The following is a 23,465-nucleotide window of genomic DNA, read 5'->3' as shown; positions in this document are numbered from 1 at the left end:
CCCCATGCCGAAGGCGAAGTACGTCCTGGCCCTTGACCAGGGCACCACTGGCACCCACGTCTCCATCCTCGACTCGAAGCTCAAGGTGGTGGGCCGCTCCTACAAGGAGTTCACCCAACACTTCCCCAAGCCGTCCTGGGTGGAGCATGACTTGGATGAAATCTGGGCCACCAGCGAGTGGTGCATCGGCCGCGCGCTGAAGGACGCGGGGCTGGTGGGCCGGGACATCTCCGCGGTGGGCATCACCAACCAGCGCGAGACGACGGGCCTGTGGGCTCGCGACTCCGGCAAGCCCCTGCACCGCGCCATCGTCTGGCAGGACCGGCGCACCTCGGAGCTGTGTCGCCAGCTCAAGGAGCGCGGCGTGGAGCCGCGCGTGCGCGAGACGACGGGCCTCGTCGTGGACCCGTACTTCTCCGGCACCAAGCTCCACTGGCTCTTCGAGCACGTCAAGGGCGCTCGCGCCAGGGCGGAGCGCGGGGACGTGTGCTTCGGCACCATCGACACATGGCTCGTCTACAAGCTCACCGGCGGCACCACCCACGTCACCGACGTGTCCAATGCCAGCCGGACGCTGTTGATGGACCTGAAGACCTTGCAGTGGAGCGACGAGATGCGCGCGCTCCTGAAGATACCGGCCGCGTGCCTGCCCCAGATTCGCGGCTCGGCGGAGGTCTACGGCACCACGCGCGGCATGCGCAGCCTGCCGGACGGCGTCCCCGTCGCGGGCATGGCGGGAGACCAGCAGGCCGCCCTCTTCGGTCAGGCGTGCTTCGAGCCCGGCGAGTCCAAGTGCACGTACGGCACCGGCGCGTTCCTCTTGATGAACACGGGCACGGAGCCGGTGCGCTCGTCGGCGGGCCTGCTCACCACCGTGGCGTGGCGGCTGGGCGGCACGGGCTCCACCACGTACGCGCTGGAGGGCAGCAGCTTCATCGCGGGCGCCGCGGTGCAGTGGATGCGCGACGGCCTCAAGGTCATCAAGCGCGCGCCGGATATCGAAGCGCTCGCCGCCAGCGTGAAGGACACCGGCGACGTCGTCTTCGTCCCCGCGCTGGCGGGCCTGGGCGCGCCCCACTGGCGCCCCGAGGCACGAGGCCTGTTCGCCGGAATGGACCGCTCCACCACGGTGGCCCACATGGCGCGCGCGGTGCTGGAGGGCATCGCCCTGCAGATTCATGACCTCGCGGAGGCCATGCGTCGCGACAGCGGCCGGAACATCCCCGTCTTCAAGGCGGACGGCGGCGCGGCCGCCAACAACCTGCTCATGCAGTACCAGGCGGACCTGCTCGGCGTGCCGGTGGTGCGCCCGAAGAATCTCGAGACCACCAGCCTGGGCGCGGCGTTCCTCGGCGGCCTGGGCGCGGGCGTCTGGGACAGTCCGGACGCCATCCGCCGCGCGTGGAAGGCGGACAAGGTCTTCAAGCCGAAGATGAAGGCCGACCTGCGCGAGCGTCACCTGGGCAAGTGGAAGCGCGCGGTGGAGCGCGCATGAGCCGGGGGGCGCGCACAGGCCCGCTGCTCGCCGCCATGCTCGCCCTGGTTGTCGGTGCGGGCTGCCCGGGCGATGTGCCGCCGGAGTCGTGTATCAGCGGCGACCCCATCGGCCCGATTCCGCCGTTGGTGCTCGTGCCGGTGGGCGAGGAAGCCAGCCTGCGCGTCACCGCCAACCCGAACATGAACTGCGCCCTCGATGAGGGCAGCTTCCCCGAGTCCGTCACCGCCGAGGTCCAGGACCCCGACAACCTCCCCGTGCAGGCCACGGTGGAGCTGACCTCCGGTTGGGGGGCCACGCTCCGCTTCACGCCGACGATGACGGGCCGCTACCACGTCATCGTCGCCTTCGCGCCGGTGGGCAGCCTGAGCCAGTTCGACGTGTACGTGGCGGAGGACGAGCGCCAGCGCCCCTCCGTGGCGCGGCTCTCCGGCGTGCCCCAGTGCCAGCACCTGGACCGCACGAGCAGCGGCACCTGGGTGTGTGACGGCCGGGCCCATCGGGGGTCGGGGTTCCCGGAGCAGACGGTGGGCAGGGACCACCGCCCTTCGACGGCCGTGGTGGGGAACGTGGTGTGGACGATGGTCGAAGGCCAGGTGCGCCGCTTCGTCGACACGGGCGAGGGGCCCCTGGTGCGCGCCGGCAGCGCGCTCTACCCCACCAGCATGGCGACGGACGTCTCCCCCCACACCCGCCTCGCCACGGAGACCGAGTACCTGGTGCTGGATGCCACCACCCTGTACCGCTACACCTTCACCGAGGAGCTGGGGCTCAGCGTCGCCCGGACGTCCAAGTGGACCGAGCAGCCCGGGCTGGCCTTCGGCTCGGACTCCACGCAGGTCATCGCCATGCGCGTGGGTCCGACGCTGTGGCTGGTGAGCCGGTTCCAGGCGCCGGTGACCTTCCTCGCGCGCACGCGGGCCTGCCCCTTCCAGCTCGACGCGCAGGACCACTATGTCCCCGTGTCGGGCCAGCCCTGCCAGGTCCTCGCCGGTGAGCCGCTGGGCCATGGCGACGGCGTGCTGTGGACGCGCGAAGTGACCTCCACCCCACGAGGGTTCACCAGCATCCTGCATCGCCACCTGGTGACAGCGGAGCGCGGCCTCGTGGAGGAAGGCGTGCTGGCCCTGGGTGACGGGCTCTCCGTCTCCGTGCCGGAGCTGCGCGCGGGCCCCGCCCTGCCCGTCATCACCTCCTTCGGAAGCACCGGACCGGCCGCCACCCCGCGCTGGGACGCGGAGCGCAACGCGCTGTTGCTCGTGTTGTTGCCCGGCCCGGGAACGAACACCGGCATTACACGCGTCTCGGACCATTTCACCTGGACGGTGAACCTGGACGGGCTCACCGACCTGCGCATCCACCCGTGGACGTCCAGCCCCTGACGTCGCCATTCGGATGGCTTCCCTCGGGCACGAGAGCGGATATGAAGGAGGTCATCATGGCCCACGACCGCACCCTGCTCGCTCCCGAGGCGCTCCAGTCCTTCCTCACCCAGCATCCCGACTGGAAGCATGAGGGCGGGATGATTCGCCGCACGTACGAGGCACCCTCCTTCCTCGCGGGCATCGCCTTCGTGGAGAAGGTGGCCCAGGCGGCGGAGAAGGCGGACCACCACCCGGACATCGACATCCGGTGGCGCAAGGTGACGCTGGCGCTCGTCACGCACGACGCCGGGGGCCTCACGTTCCGCGACACCGCGCTGGCCGCGGACGCCGACCGGCTCTTCGCCGAGGTGGTGCGGGCTCGGTGAGGCACTTCGCGGTGAGTGCCTCCAACAACGTGATGGACTCCAGGATGGGCGGCTCGACGCGGTGGAACGGATGGCTTCGCGCGCTCGGCGGATGCGCGGTGCTGGGCCTCGCGCCCGCGGCCTGGGCGCAGGATGAGGAGCCCACCCAGCCGCGTCCGGAGCGGCTGTATTTCAATCCCGGCGCGCTCCTGGGCTCGGCGCGCGTGGTCGCGCTGGGCGGCGCCTACGTGGGCATCGCCGAGGGCGCGGCGGGATTCCCCAGCAACCTGGCGGCGCTGGCCCACCGGGGCCCCGCGCTGGAGAAGGACTGGGATTTGGGCGTCACGCTGTCCTGGCTGGACCTGCCGTTCACCAGCGGACGCGCGCGCGACGTGGACAACGACGGGCGTCCGGACGAGTCCCAGGACCGGCGACAACTGCTGGGCGGACTGCTGTTGCAGTACAAGCGCTTCGGCATCGGCTTCGCGCTGCGCAACAGCGCCGTCTCCTACTGCGCGACGGAGGCCTGCGCCGGGGACAGCGAGCGCATCCGCGTGTCGCTGACGCAGTCGGTGCTGGCCGGAGCGGTGTCTTTCGGACAGGACGACTTCATCCTCGCGCTGGGCATCTACGCGGCGCAGGCGTCCTTCCGGCTGCAATCCGGCGGGACGGAGCTGCGCTACGGCGACACGGGCGTGGCGGTGGACATGTTGTACCGCCCGCATGGCCGTCCCTGGCGCATGGGTGTGACGGTGCGGCCGGAGGTCGTCGCGGACTGGAGGCGAGAGGAAGGCCAGGCGCCGGTGCTGGCGGACCGGACGCTGTTCGGCGCGGTGGTGTCCCCGGCGGTGCTGTCGGTGGGCGCGAGCTGGCGACTGGGCGAGGGCGCGGAGCGCTACAACCGCCTGTCTCCCGCCGCCCGACGTCAGCTCGTCATCGAAGGGGACGCGCTGCCGGTGCCGGAAGAGGAACCCAAGGATGCTCCGGCGGGACGGTGGCTCATCAGCGCGCAGGTGGACCTCCTGTCCGGCGTGGACAACGCGGTGCCGCTGCGCAGCTTCGCGTCGACGGCGGAGGAGGAGCGCGTGGGCCACGGCTCCGAGTTCGCCCCCCGGCTGGGCGTGGAGCACGACACGGTGCCGGGGATGATTCGGCTGCGAGCGGGCGTGTACGCGGAGCCCTCGCCCTTCGACGGTCGGCCGCCCCGCCCCCACCTCACCGGCGGCTTCGAGGTCTTCATCCTGCGCTATTGGGAGGACTGGTCCATCAGCACCTCGTTCGACCTGGCGAGCCGCTACACCAACGTCGGCCTGTCCGTGGGCTTCTGGCGCTGAAGCCCAAGGAGCGAGGTGCGCGTTGCCCGGGATGGGAAGCGCGCCTCCCTCACAGGAGAGGTCCGGTGCGCAGGCGAGGCACACGGACGCCTCGCGGGTGATGCGTCGCGCGCTTCGGAGCGGGCGGGCGGGCAAACGTCGCACACGGTATTGCTGGCACCTACCAGCATGGAGAACCTCCGAGGGGCGGGAGGGGGCTTCATGCATCAGGGGCGGCGATGGTTGCGGACTGTCGCGTTCGCGACAGCGGTGGGCTGGGCGGGGCTGCTGACAGGTTGTGACGACGCGGAGGCCGACACGCCTCCGGATTGTCCGAACGAGTCGCGAAGCGACTGTCCCGCGCAGGAGACGCCTTCGGAGGAAGATGACGCGGGGACGCCGCCTCCCGGGGAGACTCCGGACGCGGGCGCTCCGGATGCGGGCGGCCCACCGCCGATAGAGCCACCGCCTCCGCCACCCCCGGCGACACCGGGAAGCACGTTGTGGCTGGCGCGCGAGGGCACCGCGCAGGATGACCTGGCGCTCGGCGCGGCGGTGGATGCGAATGGCGACATCCTCACCGTGGCCTTGTACGAGATGGATGACCTCCAGGAGCGTCAGCCCACGGACAACACGGTGCGGCTGACGCTCGCGCGCCGCATCCCGACGGGAGAGATGCGCTGGACGCGCAGCTTCGCGGTGCGCGTGGCGGAGACGCCCGAGTCGCTGCGCGCGGACGTGAATGCACGCGTCGCCCCCGCGCCCGACGGGGGACTCTTCGTGGCGGTGGATGCCCGGGGGCTCGTGGACTTCGAGCCGCTGGAGCTGGGCAACGGCGCCTTCCTCGTCCGCCTGGACGCGGCGGGCAATGTCCTCTGGTCCGCCACCGTTCCAGGCAGGGATGCCACCGTGGCGGACCTGGTGCTGGATGCCCAGGGACGGCCAATGGTGGCGTTCAACACCTCCGGCCCGACGGACTTCGGAGGGGGCGTGGTGGGCTCCGGCGCGGTGGTGGTGACGTACTCGCTGGACGGCAAGCCCGAGCAGGCGCTGTCCATCGGCCGGGCGGAGGGCTCGGACTCGCGGGTGACGGTGACCACCCTGGCGCGCGGCGCGAATGACAGGCTCGTGGTGGGTGGGCGCTACCTGGGCGCGGCCCGCTTCGGCACCCAGCGCACGGAGTCCTCGAAGGACGGCAGCCCGTTCGTCGCCGTGTACCAGGCGACCGGAGCCCTGGTGTGGGCAAGGCCGCTCTCCCAGGCCAGCGGCACCGTGAGCGACGTGGGCGTGGACAGTCAGGGCACGGTGGTGGCGCTGGGCTCCTTCCTGGGCACGGTGTCCTGGGGCACGACGAAGCTCCACGGACATGTGTACCGGGCCAGCCCGTTCCTCGTGTCGGCGGATGCCACGGGCAAGGAGCGCTGGAGCCGCAACCTGGGGGATGGACTCCAGGCGGGAGCGCTGGGCGTGGAGCCCACGGGCGGAGTCGTCGTCGCCGGGTTCACCTACTCGCTCATCGTGGATGGCGCGTCAGGACCGGACGGGCTCGGCTCGGCGCAGCCCCTGGCGCTGCGCTACGGACCGGATGGCGCGTCGCTCGGGTTGCGCCTGTACCTGTCCGACCCACCCCGCCCCCGAGGCGAGCTGTATGGGCTGGAGGACATCCGCTTCGTGCAAGTGCTCCCGGACGGCGATGCCCTGCTGTTCGGCCACACGGACCGCGAATCCGACTTCGGCACGGGCCGTCGGTCGCCCGCGCGGAGTGATTTGTTCCTGCTTCGCATGAAGCGCTGAGCGCTGGGAGGAGGCCCGTGGGGACCTTCTCGAAGGGTCCTCGGCCTCACCTGAAGCGCTGAGCGCGGCAGCGGGGACCCGTCTCTTACGAGGGGTCCCCGCTTGCTTTCGCGTCGCGAACTAGCGGCGCGTCGTCCGGCGGGTGGTCTTCCGGGCGCCCTTGCGCGCGGTGGTACGGGTGGTGGTGCGACGGGCCGGGCTCTTGCGCGCGGTGCGTCCCGCGGCCGCCGTCCGGCGCGTGGTGGCCTTGCGGGCAGCGCCCTTGCGCGTGCCCCGGACGGCCGTCTTCCGCTTGGCCGTCTTGCGCGTCGTCGACTTGCGCGTCGTCGACTTGCGCGCGGCGGTCCTGCCCCGCTTCGCGGAGGCACGGCGCGAGGTGGTCTTCTTCGCACGAGCACCGGTGCGGCCAGCGGCCTTCTTCGTGGCCCGACGCCGCCGCGCGGGCGACTTGCGCGTCACGGACGACGAGTCTGAGGCCCCACCCAGGTCCGCGGGCGCCAAGGCATCGGTGATTTGCGAATTGACGGTCTCGTGAGTCATTCCATCTCCTCCAGAAAGGGGAACCGCGTGAATTACGAACCACAGCGTACGCCGATGCGCACGCGATGAGAGCCATCCCCTCGGGAAGATGAACGACAGCGGACGAATGGCGCGTCAGCCTTCACGCATCACGGTGCGCGAGCCAGCTCGCGTTCGACCTTCTCCACCTGCGCGAGCGACGCCTTCAGTCCATGGTCCGTCGCCACCGCACGCGCCCGTCGCAGTCGCTCCTCCACTCGCGCTCGTTCGCCACGCAGCGCGTGGGCCCGCGTCAAATCCAGCAGCAGGTCCACCGTCGAGAGCCAGTCCTCGTGGGACTCCGCGTTGGAGAGGGACTGCTCCAGGAAGGGAAGCGCGGCGGTGGCGTCCTCGCGGCGCAGGTGGATGCGGCCCAGGACGGCCCGGGCCTCGCGCTCTCCCGACGGGTCCTTCAGCTCCAGCGCCAGCGCCAGCGCCTTTCTCGCGGGCTCCAGCGCGGAGGTGCCCTTGGGCTCGATTCGGGAGCGGACCTGGGCCACCGTCACGAGCGCGAACAGCTCTCCGGTGCGAAAGCCCACCTGCTCCCTCAGGCGCAGCGACTCCTCGAACTGCTCCAGGGCCAGCTGAAGCTCCCCCCGGTCCTCGGCCAGCCCCGCGAGGTGCCGCAGGTTGTAGGACTCCATCAACGCGTCTCGCGAGGCGCGGGAGAGCGCCAGGGAGTGCTCGAAGGTCGCCCTGGCGCCCGCGAAGTCCTCCTGGAACTGCTGGGTGAGGCCCAGGTGGAAGAGCGCCACGATGTGTCCGCGCGTGTCCCCGGAGGACTCGGCCAGGTCCCGTGACTGCTCGAAGAGGGCGACGATGGGCGCCCACTCGCCCTTCCCCGCCAGCAGCTTGTCGAAGTAGTGGAACATGCCCTCGGCATCGAGCGCGGCGACCCGCGCGCGCGCATCCCCCGAGTCCTCCGCGAGCCTCCGCGCTCGACGCAGCAAGTCGAGGACCTGGGCCGCATCCAGCCCAGGCTCATGACGGAGCTGGCGGGACAGGACGCGTCCCAGTTCGACCTGGAGGCGGGCCTCGCCGCCCGGGTCCTTCAGGAGTCGAGCCCGCTCACTGGCGAACCGGCCCAGCGCCGCGGCCTCCTGGAAGCGGCTCTCCAGGTCATACGCCTGCATGACGGTGACGGCCGCCTCCGTGAACCGTCGTCCCTCTTCCAGGGTGACGGGGTCTCCGCTCCCACGCGCCGACTTCCCGGCGGCGCAGGCGGTAACGAGCGCAGCCAATCCCACACACACGACAGGCCTCATGACGTCCTCCATGGGGAGGCGACCGGCCTCCCAGCGCGAGGAAGACTAAGAACGGAGCTGTCCGGTGGGGCACGGATGGGATGAGACGCGGAATCGGGGGACGAGCCGAAGCCGGACGAGGACGAGTCACGACGCCTCACGGGCGATGGCGCAGGCGCGTGCGTGCGTCTAGCCTCCCGAGCGCCATGACTCCCGAGGAGAAGCAGAGACTCATCGAGCGCGCTCGCGCCATCCTCCTGGAGCAGGTGCCCCACTGGGAACCGGCGACTCCCGAGGAGAGCGACCCCTCCAGTGGCTACGAGCAGCTCGCGGCCGCGGTCAGGGGTGCCCTCGCGGGAGAGCGCGGCGGGGTCCCCACGCTGCATCGCGTCTTCGACGAGAGGTTCTTCGCCGCGACGAACTCACATCATGAGTATGCGCTGGCCGCCCTGAGCCTCGCCCTGCTCGGAGACCGCGCGTCCATCCAGCGCATTCGAGCGGTGTCCGCCATCAACCTGAACCGTGAAGCGAAACCGCTCGCCCTGGCGATTCTCGACGCCACGGAAGAGCCGCTCCCGGCTCACGGGGAGTCGAACAGCTCGCCCGAAAAGGCCTGAAGGCGAAGCAGCTTGGAGTGAGGGGAGGCACACGTCACAGGGGATGGCCGAGCACCTGCTCCAGCCGGGCCCGGTACGTGCGGCTCAACGTCAGCTCCTGTCCGTCGCGCAGCACCAGCCGGTGGTCGCCCGACAGCGTGGGCGACAGCGAGACGATGCGCTCCACGTTCACGAGCGCCGAGCGGTGGACCCGAGCGAACCGACGCGGCGGCAACCGCGCCTCCAGCTCCGCCATCGTCTCGCGCAAGAGGTGCGCCTCCGCGCCGACATGCAACGTGACGTAGTTGCCAGCGGACTCCACCCAGTCCAGGTCCTCCACTGGGACGAGCAGCGTCCGGCTCCCCGTCTTCACCACCAGCCGCTCGGTGGGCACGGCCACGGGCTCCGGGCGCAGCTCCTGGAACAAGCGCTGGAGCTGCTGACGCAAGTCCCCAGGAGGCGCGGCCAGTCGCTCGCGCACCCGGACCAGCGTGCGCCGGAAGCGCTCCACCGTGAACGGCTTGAGCAGGTAGTCCACTGCGGCGGCATCGAAGGCCCGCAGCGCGTGCTGAGGCCAGGCCGTCACGAAGACGATGACGGGCGGAGGCGTCAGCGCCGCTTCGGCCAGCACACCGAACCCGTCGCGCTCCGGCATCTCCACGTCCAGGAAGACGAGCGCGGGCCGCTCGCGGGCCATGACCTCCAGGGCCTCGTGCCCGTCGCAACACTCGGACACCGGATGAAGGTCCGGCTCCGAAGCCAGGAGGGTGCGCAAGCGCTCCCGGGCCAGGGGCTCGTCGTCGACGATGAGCGTGCGGACCGTCATGCCCGGGCGCTCCGGAAGGGCAGCGAGAGCGAGACGACGAAGCCTCGGGGCGCGTTGGCCTCACACGTCAGCGACTGAGAGACACCGTAGAGCCGCTCCAGCCGGGCGCGCGTCGAGCCCAGTCCGATTCCCTCGCTCAGCCCGGAGAGCCCCTCCGCGGGCGGCCCGACGCCGTCGTCTCGAACCTCCAGTGACAGCCGGTCCCCGGCCCGCTGGACGCGGACCCAGACCCGGCCGGGCCCCCGACGCGGCGCGATGCCATGACGGATGGCGTTCTCCACCAGGGGCTGGAGCACCAGGGGCGGAACCAGGGCGTCGTGCACATCGGGCGCCACCTCCACATCCACCTGGAGCCGGTCGGAGAAGCGGGTGCGCTCGATGTCCAGGTAGGGCGCGAGCAGGTCCAGCTCCTCGGAGAGCGGCACCTCGTGGCGACCATCGCGCTCCAGGCTGGCGCGCAGCAGCTCACTGAGCTGGCCCACCATGCGGTCCGCCGCGTCCACGTCGCGGTGCATGAGGGTGGAGATGGCGTGCAGGGTGTTGAACAGGAAGTGGGGCCTCAACTGGCTGCGCAAGAGGTGGAGCTGCGCCTGCGCGAGCTGAGCCTGGAGCCCCGAGGCGCGAACGGCCTCCTCACGCACCTGTCGCGCGTAGCGCAGGGTCGCATCGAGCCCCACTACGGAGAGGTAGATGAGCAGGTCGAAGTCCGTGGTCTTCGACAGGAGCCAGGTGAAGTAGGTCCACGCGGCGGCCCCACCGCCTCCCGCGGGCTGGAGCAGGAGTTGACGCAGCCCCGCCAGGAGCGCCAGGTGTGCCGTGGCGAAGAAGACCGCGGGGGGCAGGTGCAACGCGAGCTGGACGGGCCAGGGGCGCCCCGTGCCTCGCACCCGGCGGGCCACGGCGAGGATGAACGGCGTCAACGCCGCCCAGCCCCCCCAGACGATGGCCCCCGTGAGCAGCGTCTCGCCGAAGACGGGGGGCGCGCCAATGGACGCCTTGTAGACGGAGAGCTGCGCACCGTAGATGAGCGCGAGCACCGTGTACCCGGCCAACACCAACGCGGGCCCGAGCCAACGCGAACGGAACGTGCGGGCCTCCTCGCCGGAGGACACGGGGTGCGGCCCGGTGATGTCTTTCAGTCCCACCACGAGGGCCTGACTCTAGCAGGCCCCCAGGAAGGGAAGCGCGGCGGCGCGAACGGCCCCCGAGTGACACGTCCGCGCGCGGGCCTACGGCACCACGTAGACGCAGACAGCCAGCGCCCCACAGGCAAACTCGGCCTCCAGCTTGTTGCAGCCCGGCTTGAAGTCCGAGCGATAGAGGGTGTGGTTCTGGGTCCGACGGTAGGGCCCTTCCACCCCTACGCCGCTGTAGTTGATGGACACGGTGAGCGTGCCGTTGTTTCCCGACCCGGACGGGATGAGCGTGGTGACGCTGCACGTCTCCGTCGCGTGGATGGGAATGGCTTCGCCGCCAATCGTCACGCTGTTGATTTTGAGTTCTCCGCTGTTGTTGAAGCGCAGATAGGCGGTGGCCGAGTTGTCGACGAGCTGCCCGTTCTCCAGCGTCAAATCACACGCCCCGGCCGTCCAGCTCCCCTTCTGATACTGGCCCAGGAACGTGTTGCTGCCGTTCTGCGGCCGGAAGCGCATCGTCTGGTCCTCGAATACGACCTCGTAGTCGGGCAGGTTGTGCTCGGAGTCCCAGCGAATCATCCGAGGGCTGATGAGCCGCCCCTTGTAGAGCCCCGCCGAGGGCGAGCCGGGCAGCTCACACATGTACACCCGGTCCGAGGACTGCCCCGCGATGCCGCCGTAGGCCACATCCGTGTGATAGCCAAACTCGCTGCCAAAGCGATTCCAGACACCCGTCACGGCCGAGTCGCCGCCCCCCGGGGTGTCATCCTCCGCGCTGGAGTCACACGCGAGAAGGGGAGCCAACAACAGACAGCCAAGAGTGAAACGCGCGAGGAAGAGGTTCACCGTGCATCCTTGATGAGCCAGCGATAACGAGGCTCGTCTCGCTGGATTTTTCACAGGGAACCTAGACAGTCACGGTGTCTCCCGTAAAGCCGTCCTCGCTCGGAAAACACCCTGCGCCAAGGAACCGAGACCCCTGCTTCATGATGGATGCGACGTGATGAACCTTCAGACACCGGGAGGGTTCAAAACGACATCATCGACCCTCGGGAAGAGCCCTCCAGAGGGCGCGGTGGACTCGAGTCCTCCCGCGCCCCTCGCGGAGTCCGTCCCTCAGCCCTTCAGGAACGCGGCCAGCTTCTCGTACGCCACGGCCAGGGGAGCGATGGGCGCGCTCTCGTTGGCCTGATGCGCCTGCGCCGTCTCACCGGGGCCGTAGTTGATGGCGTCCACGCCCCACTCGCCGAAGCGGGCCACGTCCGTCCACGCCTGCTTGGACGCGGCGGGCAGCCCGGTGATGGCGAGCAGCTTCTGGAACAGGGGGTTGCCAGCGACGACGGGCCCGCTGGGCGAGGCGTCGGTGATGTCCACCTCCGCGCGGCCCGCGACGAGCGCATGCACGTCCGCCTTCGCCTGCTCGATGCTCTTGCCCGGCGCGAAGCGGTAGTTGAGGTTCAGCTCGAACGCCTCCGGGATGACGTTCCGCGCGCGGCCGCCCTTGGCGAGCGTGGCGTTGATGACCTCGTAGAAGCGGAAGCCATCCACATCCACCTCCACGCGCTGACGGGCCAGCAGCTCCGTGAGGAACGGCCCCGCCTTGTGGATGGCGTTCTCCCCCTGCCACGGCCGCGCCGAGTGCGCGCTGCGTCCGGTGAAGCGCACCGTCACCTGCATGGAGCCGACGCAGCCCACCTGCACCTCGCTGTCCGTGGGCTCCATGGCGATGCCGAACTTCACGCCCGCCAGGTCCGGACGCTTCGCGAAGAGGGGGATGAGACCACTCTCCGCGTAGGCGCCCTCCTCGCGCTCATAGAAGAGGAACGCGAGATTCACGGGCAACGTGTCGCGGCGCAGGTCCTCCGCCAGCGCCATCATCACCGCGAGCCCGCCCTTCATGTCCGAAGCGCCCAGGCCGAAGATGCGCTCACCCTCGATGCGAGGCTCCCGCCCCACGTCACTGGGGTGCGCGGGCACGGTGTCCAGGTGGCCGATGAGCGCCACCGTGGGTCGTGGGTCGTCCAGGCGACCGAGCAGCAACGTGTGCCCTACCCGGAAGACTTCCCTCGCGGGGAAGTGCTGGAGCGCCCAGCGCTCGACGAAGTCGGCGATGGGGCCTTCGTGGGTGATGGGGCTGGAGATGCGGCACAGCTCGAGCGTCGTGCGGGCGAGCCTCGTAGCGAGGTCTTGAGAGGACATGCGCCTCCCACCATAGCGCCACCCCCACCTCGCCCGCTGATCTCCCTCCACCCCGACGACAATCAGGGCCGCCAGGCAGGCGAGTCAGGTCCTGAAATTATCGATTACTGGAAAACCCGCTGACAGACGGCCCCAGGCATGCCGCGAGTGAAGAGGATGCCCGACGAACCCCTTCCGGGATTACGAGTGACAGTGCTCGGGCGTTCACTGACACTCGCGCCGCTTTCCACCTCCGAGGATGAAATGTCGGCCAAGTCGAACAGTGACGCGACCCAGGCGCTGCTCTCGCTCTGCGAGGCCAAGTCCCGCTGGAAGGACGAGCTGACCCCAGAGGCCGTGAAGAAGGCCGTGGCCGAAGGCGCTGACGTGAATGCCGGCAACAAGTACGGCCAGACGGCCCTGCATCTCGCCGTGCAGTCGCCCTACACGAAGGGCGAGCCGCTCCCCAGCGTCGACGTGGTGCGCGCGCTCATCGAGGCGGGCGCGGACGTGAACGCGCGCGACGCCCATCAGCAGACGCCGTTGATACACGCCGTCAGCTACGAGCCGGACAAGGCCAGCGAGGACCGGGCGCTGGAGATCATCCGGGTGCTGCGCGCCGCGGGCGGCAAGGTGCCCTCGGAGGTGACGGACAGGAGCGGCGGCGCGTTCAGACTGTCGACCGAGGCGCTCTATCGAGAGGTCCTGGACGCGGGCGCGACCGTCAACGTGCGGGACGATTCGGGACAGACGCCGCTTCACCGCGCGATGGGCGTGGGCAAGCCGGAGCTCGTGAAGCTGCTGCTCGAGCGCGGCGCCGACGTGAATGCCATCGACGGGTTGGGGCGCACGCCGCTGGGCGTGGGGCTGCGCACCAAGGAGGAGGTGTGGGTGGCCCACAACAAGCGCACGCCGGGCTTCGTCGCGGCCATCAGCGCGCTGGAGGCCGCCGGAGGCAAGGCGAGCATTCCCATCCAGCACGACCCCACGGACCCGTTCGCGCCCTTCCCCATCGACGAGGCCGCGCTGACGAAGGCCCTGGCGGGCAAGAAACTCTCCTTCAAGCACGCGGTGAGTTCGGCGCAGGAGCTGGCCACGGGGCTGCACAGCTTCGGTGACCCGAGCGATGCGTTGGACAAGCTGGAGGCCGTGAGTGACGTGCTCGGCGTGGAGGAGCGGACGGTCCGGCTGAAGGGCCCGCTGACGCTGAAGCGCGTCTTCTTCCACCACGGCGACCTGGAGGTGGACGGCGACCTGGAAATCCAGAAGCCGTTCGCGGTGACGGGAGATGTCATCGTGCACGGCGTGGTGCGGGACGCCGGGAATGACTCGCTCGTGAACATCCTGGGCGACCTGAAGTGCCACGCGCTCTACACCGACGGAGAGTTCAGCGTCGGGGGTGACATCGAGGCGCGGGACGTGGTGCTCGGCTACTACAACGACCACATCCTGAGCGCGGACACCATCCGGGCCAAGGTCGTCATCGAGGATGAACACGCCGTCGATGCCACCGTCGAGGCCGAGCACCACTTCGACATCGACACCTACGCCCAGGGCTACGGTGATGGCGTGGCCGACGACCTCCGCGCCATCTTCGTCGACCAGGTGTTCGAGGGCGAGACGGACAAGCCCGAGGAAGAGGAGTCGGAGGACGAGGAGGAACTGGACGAGGAGGACTCCGAGGTCGAGGACATCGACGACGGGGACTCCGAGGATGTCGACGACGAGGACTCCGACGACGACGAAGCGGACGACGACGGAGACTCCGACGACGACGAAGCGGACGACGACGAGGACTCGGACGACGACGAAGAGACTTCGGACGACGAGGACTTGGACGACGACGAAGAGGCTTCGGACGACGAGGACTCCGACGACGACGAAGCGGACGACGACGACGACGAGGAAGAGAAGCCTCGGCTCGACAAAGGGGCGCTCTTCGACCGAATCAGCAAGGGGCTGCCCGTCTTCCGCAAGGCGAAGAAGTAGGAGTTCCGCACAGCAGGCGCGGGAGCTTTCCTCCCGCGTCCGCCGCGGCTCCAGGGCACTCCTGGGTCAGAACGTCCGGATGAAGTCGAGCTCCACGCCGGGCTTCTTCGCGCCCCCCGCGTCGGCGGGCGTCACCGCCTGGGCCTTCGCCGGAAGCGCCGGGCTGCCCGACGCCTGCCACGTGGACACGTGGCGGAACGAGTTGGCGTCGAAGCCCGCGAGCATCAACACGTTGGGCACCTGCGAGGGCAGCGGCGCGTTGTCGTAGGCCGCCAGGTTCCACAGCACCACGTCCACCGGACCCAGCACGTGGTGCCACGCCTGGAGCACGGCCTGGAGCGGCGGCACGCTCGCGTCGAACTCGAGGCCCCTCTTTCGCAGCGACTCCACCAGGCCCGGCTCCACGCTCTGGACCTCCGGCGGATGGAACTGCATGTCGGAGAAGAAGTAGAGCGTGCGGGGCCTCGGCCTCGAGGGATTCTTCAGCAGGAGGGAGATGAGGTTCACCACCGAGTTCACCACCTGCGTGCTGCCCCACCCCGGCCCGCTGCGCAGCTTGGTGGCCAGGTCGAGAACCCCCTGCCCCCGCGCGCGGTCCTCCACGAAGATGTCATCGGAGAACGTCGCCGCGTACCCCAGCTCGCGCGCCATCACCGCGGCCAGCACCACCGCCACGTCGCCCACGTGCGCGGAACCCTTCACCCCGCCCACCTTCGCGCCGAACATGGAGCCGGAGATATCCGCGATGCCAAGGCTCTTGCCCGCCGGCAACAAGCCCTCGCACACCTTCTCCAAGATGACCTCGAAGACAGGCGCGATGGCCGGCACCGGGTCCGCGTGGAAGCAGTCCTCCCCCTGGGAGTCCTCCCGCGTCTTGCCCGCCATCGCCGCCCACCACCCCATGTACACCTGGTGCGGCCACAGCCCCGCGAAGCGGCGCTTGCGCGCCTCCGCCAACAGCACGTCCAGAGGGATTCCTGCCTGATACATCGCTCGGAGGTAGCCCTTGAAGGCCATGTCCGGCAGCAGCCCCGGTACGTCGAGCACCCGGCGCCACGTCTCCTGCGTCGACCCCATGAACGACAGCGCCTGCTCCGTGGTCAGCCGCCCCTTCACGAAGTTCTCCAGGCTCGCCTCGCCGCCGAAGAACGCGCGGCGCGCCTCCAGCAACTCCAGCCCCTGCGCCAGGGCCGTGCGCTCGCGCGTGGGCGCGTGCAGGTAGTGGTAGAGCTTCAGCGTGCGCTCATCCAGGTGCGCCTTCGCCACGCCCATCGCATCCACCAGCCGCAGGCTCGCGCGCTGACCGTTCTTCCGGCGCCGCGACAGCGCGAACTGTCGCCCCGCGTACTTGAGCAGTTGATACAGGTCCATGCCCACCAGCGCCCGCGCCATGCCCTTGCGCGCCGCCTCGGGTACCTCGCCCAGCCCCAGGTTGTCGAAGTGCGTGAGGAACAACGCCACGTCGTCCGCGCGGTGTCGCAGACAGCGGAACGTGTACTCCTCCGTGAAAGGGCCCTCCGGGTCCGCCGCCGCGAGGATGGCCGGCGCGACGCTCCCCTGGATGCGATTGCCCTTCCCCTTCACCGGGTCGCGCATGTACGCGGCGAACTTCCAGCCGAAGCCGCGCTCGTGGCGCTCCGCTCCGAGCAGCGCCGCCGCGTAGCTCCGAATCTCCTCCACCTGGGTGCGGTAGAAACTCTCCTCGAGCAGCGCCGCGCCCTTGGTGAAGGTCAGATGCGTCAGCGGGTCCGTCTGGGACAGGTCGAAGGCCGCGGCACCCTCGTGCGTCAGCGCTCCCACCACCTCACGCAACACCCGAGGCATATCCCCTCCCGACCTTTGAAGAAAAAGTCGGCGCCCCGCCCCTGATGGCAAGCCATCAGGAGCTCATGGACGAAGTAGGGGCGCCAGATGTCTCGAAGGCTATGACAACTCAGCCCGGCGTGGCGAGTTCTTCCTCGAAGCTGATCGCACCCTCCAGCAGCGTCGCGCACAGACACGCGGGCCCCCGCAGCGCGCTGAAGCCGTGGGCACTGCCGTCCGTCTTCTCCTGCTCCTCGCCCGGCCACACCTCGTGCCCGGTGTCCTCGCGCAGCCCGCCCTCGAGCACCAGGTTCAGCTCGCGGCCATGGTGGGTGTGCAGCGGGTAGTGAATCCCCGGGTTCAGCCGCAGCATCGCGCCCATCATCCCCTCGCGCGCGGGCCCCGCCTCCACCGGCATCAGCGCCGAGCCCTCCACCGGCCCCGGCATCCACCGCGACGGGTCCGCCAGGGACTCCAGCAGCTCCAGCGCCCGCTCCCTCGACAGGTCGAAGAACGCGGCCACCCGGTCCGCGAAGCGCTCGAAGCGACGCGGCCCCTCCATGCGCTCCATCAGGGCCTGGAGCACGGCGGCGGGCGGCTCGACGGGAGGCACCGCCATCGACAGTCCCTGGCGAGCCATGGACAGGCGGTCGGCCTCGACCCGGCAACGAGAACACGTCGACAGGTGCCGCTCCGCGGCCTCCCAGGCGGGGGAGTCCAGGGTGCCGAGGGCCCACTCAGCCAGGATGTCGTCGAGGTGCTCCATCGTCACATTCCGTCCCGTCACACTCCCTCTACGGAAGTATCAACCGCTCTGGATTTCTGGGGTCAGACCGGCACGGCGAAGTCGCGCAGGGCCGAGTTGAGGCTCGTCTTCTTGTCCGTCGACTGTGTCCGCTGGCCGATGATGAGCGCACAGGGAACCATGAATTTTCCGGCGGGGAACTGCTTCTCCCTCATCCCCGGAATCACCACGCTGCGCGCGGGGACGCGGCCCTTGTAGACGCGCTCCTCGGGTCCAGTGACGTCGATGATTTGCGTGGACGCGGTGAGCACGACATTGGCGCCCAGCACCGCCTCCTCCTCCACCACCACGCCCTCCACGACGATGCAGCGGCTGCCCAGGAAGGCCCGGTCCTCGATGATGACGGGCGACGCGGTGGGCGGCTCCAACACGCCCCCCAGGCCCACGCCACCGGACAGGTGCACGTCGCTGCCCACCTGCGCGCAGCTGCCCACCGTGGCCCAGGTGTCCACCATGGTGCCCGCGCCCACGCGCGCGCCGATGTTGACGTAGCCGGGCATCACCACCGCGCCGCGCTCCACGAAGGCGCCGTAGCGCACCGTGCCCGGAGGCACCACGCGCACCCCCGCCTTGTCCAACCCCTTCTTCAGAGGGACCTTGTCGTGGAACTCGAAGGGCCCCACCTCCATCACCTTCATCTCCGACACCGCGAAGAACAGGAGGATGGCCTCCTTCACCCAGGCGTGGACCTTCCAGCCCTCCGCCCCCTTCTCCGCCACGCGCAGCTCGCCTGCGTCCAGCCGCGCCACCGTCTCGCGCACGGCGGACACGAAGTCCGGGTCCTTCAATTTCGTCCGGTCCGCGAACGCGGCGGAGACCTTCTGGGCAAGCTCGTCGATGGGCAGCATGGCGCCTCCTTGAATCACAATTTGGAGCGCCGCGCCGCACCCAACCGCAGGCCCCGCGCGAGGCTCAGGTCCGCGCCGCGCCGGGCTCCACCAGGGGCAGCGTCTGCGTGGTGATCTCCTCGTACAGCTCCGGAGTCACCGCGTCCGCGGGCCCCCGCCCCTCCAGCACCACCGTGCCCGGCGTCACATGCCGAACCCGGGACATCGGCAGCTGGCCCCACCGCCGGCTGAACGGCCAGCGCCTCACGTAGATGTGCGCGCCACTCAGCAGGGCCACGTACCCCAGGAACGTCCCCGCCTCGTCGCGCACTCGCATGCCTCGGATGATGGAGCGCCGCTCGTAGGGCGACGCCATGTCGGGCCAGGCCATCCGTCCACCTCCTTCCACCAACCTGCACCTTCCTCCGCCTACCCGGGAGCACTCCGCACTCGCCCGTTTCCTTGCCAGCGCAGGCAACTGCTTCCCCAACGAAGTCGATAACTTCCTGTTTTCTCTGAATTCACCATGTTGACGACTGGTCAATCGCACCACGGTCGTGCCAGCATGGGGTCACCCCTCACCCCTGGAGGGCAACATGAGCGCTACCCCCCCGCGCCCGTGGAGCCTCGCAGTGGCAGTGCTCGCGTCGTTCGCCGCTGGTTGCCTCGGCGAGGCGTCGCTCGACATGCAAGGTGTGCCGGATTACGACAATCCGAACCCACCGCCTCCCCCGGTCCAGCAGGACGGCTCGCTGCCGTGTGATTTGGAGAGCGTCCCCGCCGGGGTGACGCTCGCGGGCATCGCCAGCGACTTCGAGCGGGTGGTGCAGCCCGCACTGGTGCGGGAGGTGTCGGGCTGTATCTCCTGCCACGCGCCCACCAGCGGACGGCTCTTCCGGGTGGGCCTCAACGGCGTGGAGAACTTCTACGCCATCCGCGCCGCCGGCTATCTCACCCCGTCGTCGGGCTCCATGTTGTCGCGCCTGGTCACCACGGACGAGAGCGCGCGCATGCCCAGGGCCCAGCCGGCCTGGAACGCGCAGGAGATCGCCGCCGTGGCCAGCCTCACCTGCCAGTTGGCGGCGGTGGAGACGCGCCAGCCGTCGTCGCCGCCGGACGAGGAGTTCCCTCCCGCGCTGCTGGAGGCCTACAGCGGCCCGTCCGTCGCCACGTATGACAATCCCTTCCTGAGCTACGAGCAGCTCAAGGGCAAGGTGAAGGCCGTCTTCAACGACGACTGGGTGCGCGGCGGCCAGGACCGCTTCGCGCAGAACGTGGGCGTGTTCGGCGGCGTGGACTACAAGGACCACTTCGTCGAGGCGCGCGTGGCCTCGGCCGACTTCTTCCTGGGCCTGGATGATTTGTCGCGCGACGTGTGCCTCACGGCCGCCACCGCGAAGACGGGGCCCTTCTCCGGCCTGGACCTGGCCCTGCCGCTGACGGACATCCCCGCTCCCTCCACGAAGACGTACGAGATGGAGGCCGCCGCGAAAGATGGCACCACCATCCCCGCCGGCACGCAGATTCTGGCGAGCACCGGCGGCAAGTCCGGCAGCACCGGGTGGAACCTCTACACCACCGGCACCCTCACCACGCTCCAGCCGTACGCCTTCCCCGCCTCCGCCACCTACCGCTTCACGGTGAAGGCGAAGGGTGACCTGTGCGGCCCGGACCTGCCGAACCTGCAGCTCAAGGTGGACGGCGTGCTGGTGAAGGAGTGGGCCGTCGCGAACAACACGGCCTACGCGGACTTCGTGCACACGCAGGCCGTCACCAGCGGGGACCACATCCTCACGGTGGCCTTCACCAACGACTATGGCGAGACGGGCGTCTGCGACCGCAACCTGCACGTGGACGCGCTCGTGGTGTACGGCCCCACGGAGGCAGCCACCGGCACGCAGCGCGCGGACGCGGCGAAGGCCAAGGTGGACACCATCTACCGGCGGATGCTGTACCGCGCCGCGACGTCGCAGGAGCGCGCCAACGGCTATGCGCTGGTGACGGGCCTCCTGGACATCGAGGCGAACGCCACCAAGGCCTGGAGCGGCCTGTGCGAGGGCCTGATGCGCGCCCCCGACTTCCTCTTCACCCTGCCACCCTCTTACGAGGCGTTCTCCGGCAAGGAGCGCGACAAGCTGCTGTTGGTGAAGCTGGCGCAGGACCTGCTGGGCCGCCCGCCTTCCGCCGCGGACTTCACCGCGCTGGAGAGCGGCACGAAGACGTGGGAGGCCATGGTGGACGGCTACCTGGCCTCGGCGGACTTCCGCTCCAACTACTTCCGCCGCATGCGCGTGCGCACGGAGAGCGAGGGCACCCCCGACACGGACGAGCCCGCGCGGCTGTGGACCTTCCTCGTCGAGCAGGAGCGGCCACTGCAAGAGTTGCTCGTCGGTGACTACTCGGTGGACGCGGCCTTCCAGCAGGTGACGCGGCCCACGCAGCACGGCAAGACGGGCGTGCTCACGATGAAGGGCTTCATCAAGAACAAGCCGGGCCTGCCGCACTACAACTACGCGGCGCGAGTGATGACGGACTTCATGGGCACGCTGTACGAGGTGCCCGCCGAGGTCTTCGACATGCGCGGCGCGGCCACGGCCTCCTCCACGGTGGACCCCAGCAGCATCTGCTTCTCGTGCCACCAGACGCTCACCCCGCTGGCGCACCAGCGCCTGAAGTGGGACGACGAGGGCAACTACCGCACGGCGGACGAGCAGGGCGTGTCGCTGGACGACACGGACCGGAACCTGGCGGCCACCTACGCCTTCAAGGGCCCGGGCATGGAGGCCTTCGCCACCCAGGCGGTGAAGAAGGAAGCCTTCGTGCGCCGCACGCTCAACGCCCAGTACGCGCTCTTCTTCGGCCGGGAGATGCGGCACCAGGAGGACGAGCGCGTCATCTACAAGCGCCTGTGGGACGTCAGCCAGGCACAGCACGGCAACTTGAAGGCCGTGCTGAAGACCATCGCCACCTCGCCCGAATACCTGCGCCAGTAACCGCGCCCAAAGGACCGCCGCCATGAACCGCCGCCGATTCCTCGCGGGCGCCGCAGCGGGCGCCGCCATCAGCACCCTGGACTGGCTCCGCTTCTTCCGCTCCTTCGGAGTGCCGGGGACGAAGAAGGAGCTGGGCTTCGCCGAGGCCGCCGCCGCCGAGGCCGACGACCCGCACTTCCTCATCTACTGGTTCCAGGAGGGAGGCTGGGACGGGTACTCGATGTTCAACCCCGTCCACACGCCCAATGACGCCATCCGCGTCGTCCCGGCCGGAGAGCTGCGCCCCACGCCCTCCTGGACGCAGCACCGCTACCGCCCGAAGAACTACGGCACCACGCCGTCGGACCCGCCCAGGATGCAGGGCAACATCCAGTACGGCTACCTGGCGCAGGACGGCCTGGACCTGTTCCCGGACCTGGCGGTGGTGTCCAGCCACAACGGCAACACCTTCCACTCCGGCGGCCGGTGGGAGTACCACTACGGCAAGTACAGCGCCTCGCTGTCCGGCAAGCGCAACGCGGACGAACGCACGGTGATGCAGGCGTTCTGCGAGGCCTACGGCACCGGCTACCTGTTGCCCCACGTCTCCTGGCACCGCTGGCTGTCGGACGGTGAGCTGTCCATTCCGTCCTACCCGGAGGGCACCGGCTACTACGAGAAGCTGGGCCCGGTGCATGCCCACACGCTCTACGGCAAGACGCCGGGCGCGATGCGAGACAGGCTGTCCTCACTGGGCAACGTGGCGCAGGGCCAGCGCGACGCGCGCATCCGCCAGTTCACCGACAACCTGCAGGCCAGCTTCCTGGCGGAGAAGAACAGCGAGTCGGTGCGCGCCTTCTCCTCCGCGCTCCAGATTCACCGCGCGCTGACGGCGGGCGGCAGCATCAACCTGGACCCGCGCACGCTGTTCACCGACACCACGCTGCGCGCAGAGTTCGGCATCACCGCCGCGGACGAGGCCACCGACTCCTCGTCCATCAACGGCAACCCCGCTCGCACCAAGGAGACGCCCAACACCAACGTGCAGGCGTTGATGACGTACGAGCTGATGACGAAGGGGCTGTCCATCGGCTTCTTCATCGAGAACCGGGGCCTGCGCCAGTTCGACACGCACCGGGACCGGCGCTCCATCATGAACAACAAGGGCCAGACGGAGCAGCGCGACACCATGCGCAAGCACCTCTGGAACCCGCTCAAGACGCTGGTAGCCAAGCTCAAGTCGACGCAGTACGGGACGACGGGCAAGAGCTACTACGACTTCACCACCATCGTCCTCGCCTCGGAGATGGGCCGCACGATTCAGGGCGACGTGGAGGGCATCCTCACCAAGGCGGACGTGACGGATGCGCAGAAGTACGAGGAGATCATGCTCCAGGACTGCTGCCAGCACTGGCGGGTGAACAGCGCGGCCTTCCTCGGCGGCACCGTGCGCGGCAACACGCAGTACGGCCGCGTGGGCAGCGTCTCGCTGGACGGCATTCCCATGATGCCGGATGGCACCTTGGACCCAGCCTTCAACCCGGACACGGGCCTGCTGATGACGGGGCGGACCAAGAGCGCCAACAGCTTCATCTCCGACGCGGGCCACCTGTACGCGACGGCGTTGCACCTGTCCGGCCTGGACCCCGTGGCGCTGAAGGCCGCGGGCAAGGGCAAGAACGACAGGCCTGCGATGAAGTTCATCAAGCGCTGAGTCGACGAAGGCGACCTGGAGTGCTCCTCCGGGTCGCCTCGCGCGCGAGGGTCATCCGTCCAGGGCGCGCGCCACCGCGTCGACCACCTCCTGGTCCGTGGGGAAGGCCAGCGAGTCCTTCCGGATGACGACCTTGTCACCCACCCTGACCTCGTAGCTGCCCGACGGGCCTGGCTTCAGCTCCGTCTCCACATCCAGTTCGTCCTTCAGCACGGCCGCCGCACGGGCGGCCCGAGGCTTGTAGCCTCAGGAATTACAGTAGGTAATCGAGACCGGCTTCGCGTCCGCCATGGTGCGTCTCCTCGCGTGGGCGCAGCGACCGTGCGCACGTCCTGGAGATAATGCGTTTCAAGCGCGCGAGCCAGCATGCTTGCCTGCCTCGACCGGGGACGCGCACGAGGCCCGGGGGCCCTTCGTCCCACCTGCTCGCGACGCCCGTCCGCTCGAGACCTGCGCGAGCCTCCGAGGTGCCCTCCCGCCTGCCTG

General features: G+C 69.5%; 20 protein-coding genes. 9 read left to right on the top strand and 11 right to left on the bottom strand.

Translation table 11 applies throughout. The annotated features are described in order from the left end of the window. The first annotated feature begins 4 nt into the window (after positions 1-4). The 5 genes from glpK to HUA75_RS14365 all read left to right on the top strand — a co-directional run bounded on the left by glpK (position 5) and on the right by HUA75_RS14365 (position 6,331). Positions 5-1,495: a glycerol kinase GlpK gene (gene glpK / locus HUA75_RS14385; RefSeq protein WP_141641323.1), complete on the top strand. Its 1,491-nt coding sequence runs from the start codon at positions 5-7 to the stop codon at positions 1,493-1,495. Further along, positions 1,492-2,877: a hypothetical protein gene (locus HUA75_RS14380; protein ID WP_174486722.1), complete on the top strand. Its 1,386-nt coding sequence runs from the start codon at positions 1,492-1,494 to the stop codon at positions 2,875-2,877. The genes glpK and HUA75_RS14380 overlap by 4 nt, the downstream gene beginning before the upstream one ends. Positions 2,878-2,933: 56 nt before the next feature. Further along, the gene (locus HUA75_RS14375; protein WP_141641325.1) at positions 2,934-3,245 is read left to right on the top strand and encodes a 4a-hydroxytetrahydrobiopterin dehydratase; all 312 of its coding nucleotides are present in this window, start codon (positions 2,934-2,936) and stop codon (positions 3,243-3,245) included. Positions 3,246-3,289: 44 nt separating this feature from the next. Continuing rightward, positions 3,290-4,558 (top strand): hypothetical protein, encoded by a 1,269-nt coding sequence (locus tag HUA75_RS14370; protein WP_174461198.1) that lies wholly within the window; start codon positions 3,290-3,292, stop codon positions 4,556-4,558. 222 nt (positions 4,559-4,780) lie between these two features. Beyond that, the gene (locus HUA75_RS14365; RefSeq protein ID WP_254627569.1) at positions 4,781-6,331 is read left to right on the top strand and encodes a hypothetical protein; all 1,551 of its coding nucleotides are present in this window, start codon (positions 4,781-4,783) and stop codon (positions 6,329-6,331) included. Between the two features lie 120 nt (positions 6,332-6,451). On the opposite strand, the gene HUA75_RS14360 is transcribed toward HUA75_RS14365, so the two are convergent. Together HUA75_RS14360 and HUA75_RS14355 are read right to left on the bottom strand one after the other, a co-directional pair. After that, complete coding sequence (locus HUA75_RS14360) at positions 6,452-6,871, bottom strand: cell envelope biogenesis protein TolA (protein WP_174486720.1); 420 nt, start codon at positions 6,869-6,871, stop codon at positions 6,452-6,454. Between the two features lie 128 nt (positions 6,872-6,999). Further along, a complete protein-coding gene (locus tag HUA75_RS14355; RefSeq protein ID WP_174486719.1) occupies positions 7,000-8,154 on the bottom strand; it encodes a hypothetical protein in 1,155 nt (384 codons plus the stop codon). A 185-nt stretch (positions 8,155-8,339) separates the two neighbouring features. Between HUA75_RS14355 and HUA75_RS14350 the strand changes: the two genes are divergently transcribed. Beyond that, positions 8,340-8,750, top strand: coding sequence for a hypothetical protein (locus tag HUA75_RS14350; protein ID WP_174486718.1), 411 nt, complete (start codon positions 8,340-8,342; stop codon positions 8,748-8,750). 34 nt (positions 8,751-8,784) lie between these two features. Here the strand turns inward: HUA75_RS14350 and HUA75_RS14345 are convergent, their stop codons facing one another. The 4 genes from HUA75_RS14345 to dapE form a co-directional block, all read right to left on the bottom strand. After that, positions 8,785-9,555 carry a LytTR family DNA-binding domain-containing protein gene (locus HUA75_RS14345; protein WP_141641330.1) on the bottom strand — a complete coding sequence of 257 codons (771 nt, stop codon included), beginning with the start codon at positions 9,553-9,555 and terminating at the stop codon, positions 8,785-8,787. After that, complete coding sequence (locus tag HUA75_RS14340) at positions 9,552-10,703, bottom strand: sensor histidine kinase (protein WP_371745528.1); 1,152 nt, start codon at positions 10,701-10,703, stop codon at positions 9,552-9,554. The genes HUA75_RS14345 and HUA75_RS14340 overlap by 4 nt, the downstream gene beginning before the upstream one ends. Positions 10,704-10,784: 81 nt before the next feature. After that, positions 10,785-11,537, bottom strand: coding sequence for a hypothetical protein (locus tag HUA75_RS14335; RefSeq protein ID WP_174467199.1), 753 nt, complete (start codon positions 11,535-11,537; stop codon positions 10,785-10,787). A 270-nt stretch (positions 11,538-11,807) separates the two neighbouring features. Beyond that, on the bottom strand, positions 11,808-12,890 hold the full coding sequence (gene dapE, locus HUA75_RS14330; protein ID WP_141641333.1) for a succinyl-diaminopimelate desuccinylase: 1,083 nt from the start codon (positions 12,888-12,890) through the stop codon (positions 11,808-11,810). Between the two features lie 243 nt (positions 12,891-13,133). Between dapE and HUA75_RS14325 the strand changes: the two genes are divergently transcribed. Beyond that, entirely contained in the window at positions 13,134-14,858 is a 1,725-nt protein-coding gene (locus HUA75_RS14325) for an ankyrin repeat domain-containing protein (protein WP_174486717.1), read from the top strand. Between the two features lie 66 nt (positions 14,859-14,924). On the opposite strand, the gene HUA75_RS14320 is transcribed toward HUA75_RS14325, so the two are convergent. From HUA75_RS14320 to HUA75_RS14305, 4 genes are all read right to left on the bottom strand, one after another. Further along, a complete protein-coding gene (locus HUA75_RS14320; protein ID WP_174486716.1) occupies positions 14,925-16,682 on the bottom strand; it encodes a hypothetical protein in 1,758 nt (585 codons plus the stop codon). 109 nt (positions 16,683-16,791) lie between these two features. Beyond that, the gene (locus HUA75_RS14315) at positions 16,792-17,427 is read right to left on the bottom strand and encodes a cupin domain-containing protein (RefSeq protein WP_174487033.1); all 636 of its coding nucleotides are present in this window, start codon (positions 17,425-17,427) and stop codon (positions 16,792-16,794) included. 62 nt (positions 17,428-17,489) lie between these two features. Beyond that, positions 17,490-18,314, bottom strand: a complete 825-nt coding sequence (locus HUA75_RS14310) for a 2,3,4,5-tetrahydropyridine-2,6-dicarboxylate N-succinyltransferase (RefSeq protein ID WP_141641337.1) — start codon at positions 18,312-18,314, stop codon at positions 17,490-17,492. A 64-nt stretch (positions 18,315-18,378) separates the two neighbouring features. Then, complete coding sequence (locus tag HUA75_RS14305) at positions 18,379-18,684, bottom strand: hypothetical protein (RefSeq protein WP_174486715.1); 306 nt, start codon at positions 18,682-18,684, stop codon at positions 18,379-18,381. A 205-nt stretch (positions 18,685-18,889) separates the two neighbouring features. Between HUA75_RS14305 and HUA75_RS14300 the strand changes: the two genes are divergently transcribed. Both HUA75_RS14300 and HUA75_RS14295 read left to right on the top strand, forming a co-directional pair. Further along, entirely contained in the window at positions 18,890-21,286 is a 2,397-nt protein-coding gene (locus HUA75_RS14300) for a carbohydrate-binding domain-containing protein (RefSeq protein ID WP_174486714.1), read from the top strand. Between the two features lie 22 nt (positions 21,287-21,308). Further along, complete coding sequence (locus tag HUA75_RS14295; protein WP_174454053.1) at positions 21,309-22,979, top strand: DUF1501 domain-containing protein; 1,671 nt, start codon at positions 21,309-21,311, stop codon at positions 22,977-22,979. Between the two features lie 51 nt (positions 22,980-23,030). Here HUA75_RS14295 and HUA75_RS14290 read toward each other — a convergent pair whose 3' ends face one another. Further along, a complete protein-coding gene (locus HUA75_RS14290; protein WP_246137016.1) occupies positions 23,031-23,270 on the bottom strand; it encodes a SelT/SelW/SelH family protein in 240 nt (79 codons plus the stop codon). Between the last annotated feature and the right edge of the window lie 195 nt (positions 23,271-23,465).

Origin of the sequence: Myxococcus sp. CA040A (assembly GCF_013336725.1) — a bacterium.
GTDB classification, from domain to species: Bacteria; Myxococcota; Myxococcia; order Myxococcales; family Myxococcaceae; genus Myxococcus; species Myxococcus llanfairpwllgwyngyllgogerychwyrndrobwllllantysiliogogogochensis.
This window is presented reverse-complemented; position numbering and strand designations above follow the sequence as displayed.

Coding starts and splice junctions, on each gene's coding strand:
- HUA75_RS14320 (WP_174486716.1), bottom strand. CDS start 16,682: ATGCCTCGGGTGTTGCGTGAGGTGGTGGGAGCGCTGACGCACGAGGGT.
- HUA75_RS14305 (WP_174486715.1), bottom strand. CDS start 18,684: ATGGCCTGGCCCGACATGGCGTCGCCCTACGAGCGGCGCTCCATCATC.
- glpK (WP_141641323.1), top strand. CDS start 5: ATGCCGAAGGCGAAGTACGTCCTGGCCCTTGACCAGGGCACCACTGGC.
- HUA75_RS14295 (WP_174454053.1), top strand. CDS start 21,309: ATGAACCGCCGCCGATTCCTCGCGGGCGCCGCAGCGGGCGCCGCCATC.
- HUA75_RS14350 (WP_174486718.1), top strand. CDS start 8,340: ATGACTCCCGAGGAGAAGCAGAGACTCATCGAGCGCGCTCGCGCCATC.
- HUA75_RS14345 (WP_141641330.1), bottom strand. CDS start 9,555: ATGACGGTCCGCACGCTCATCGTCGACGACGAGCCCCTGGCCCGGGAG.
- HUA75_RS14380 (WP_174486722.1), top strand. CDS start 1,492: ATGAGCCGGGGGGCGCGCACAGGCCCGCTGCTCGCCGCCATGCTCGCC.
- HUA75_RS14315 (WP_174487033.1), bottom strand. CDS start 17,427: ATGGAGCACCTCGACGACATCCTGGCTGAGTGGGCCCTCGGCACCCTG.
- HUA75_RS14370 (WP_174461198.1), top strand. CDS start 3,290: ATGGGCGGCTCGACGCGGTGGAACGGATGGCTTCGCGCGCTCGGCGGA.
- HUA75_RS14360 (WP_174486720.1), bottom strand. CDS start 6,871: ATGACTCACGAGACCGTCAATTCGCAAATCACCGATGCCTTGGCGCCC.
- dapE (WP_141641333.1), bottom strand. CDS start 12,890: ATGTCCTCTCAAGACCTCGCTACGAGGCTCGCCCGCACGACGCTCGAG.
- HUA75_RS14300 (WP_174486714.1), top strand. CDS start 18,890: ATGAGCGCTACCCCCCCGCGCCCGTGGAGCCTCGCAGTGGCAGTGCTC.
- HUA75_RS14355 (WP_174486719.1), bottom strand. CDS start 8,154: ATGAGGCCTGTCGTGTGTGTGGGATTGGCTGCGCTCGTTACCGCCTGC.
- HUA75_RS14375 (WP_141641325.1), top strand. CDS start 2,934: ATGGCCCACGACCGCACCCTGCTCGCTCCCGAGGCGCTCCAGTCCTTC.
- HUA75_RS14310 (WP_141641337.1), bottom strand. CDS start 18,314: ATGCTGCCCATCGACGAGCTTGCCCAGAAGGTCTCCGCCGCGTTCGCG.
- HUA75_RS14325 (WP_174486717.1), top strand. CDS start 13,134: ATGTCGGCCAAGTCGAACAGTGACGCGACCCAGGCGCTGCTCTCGCTC.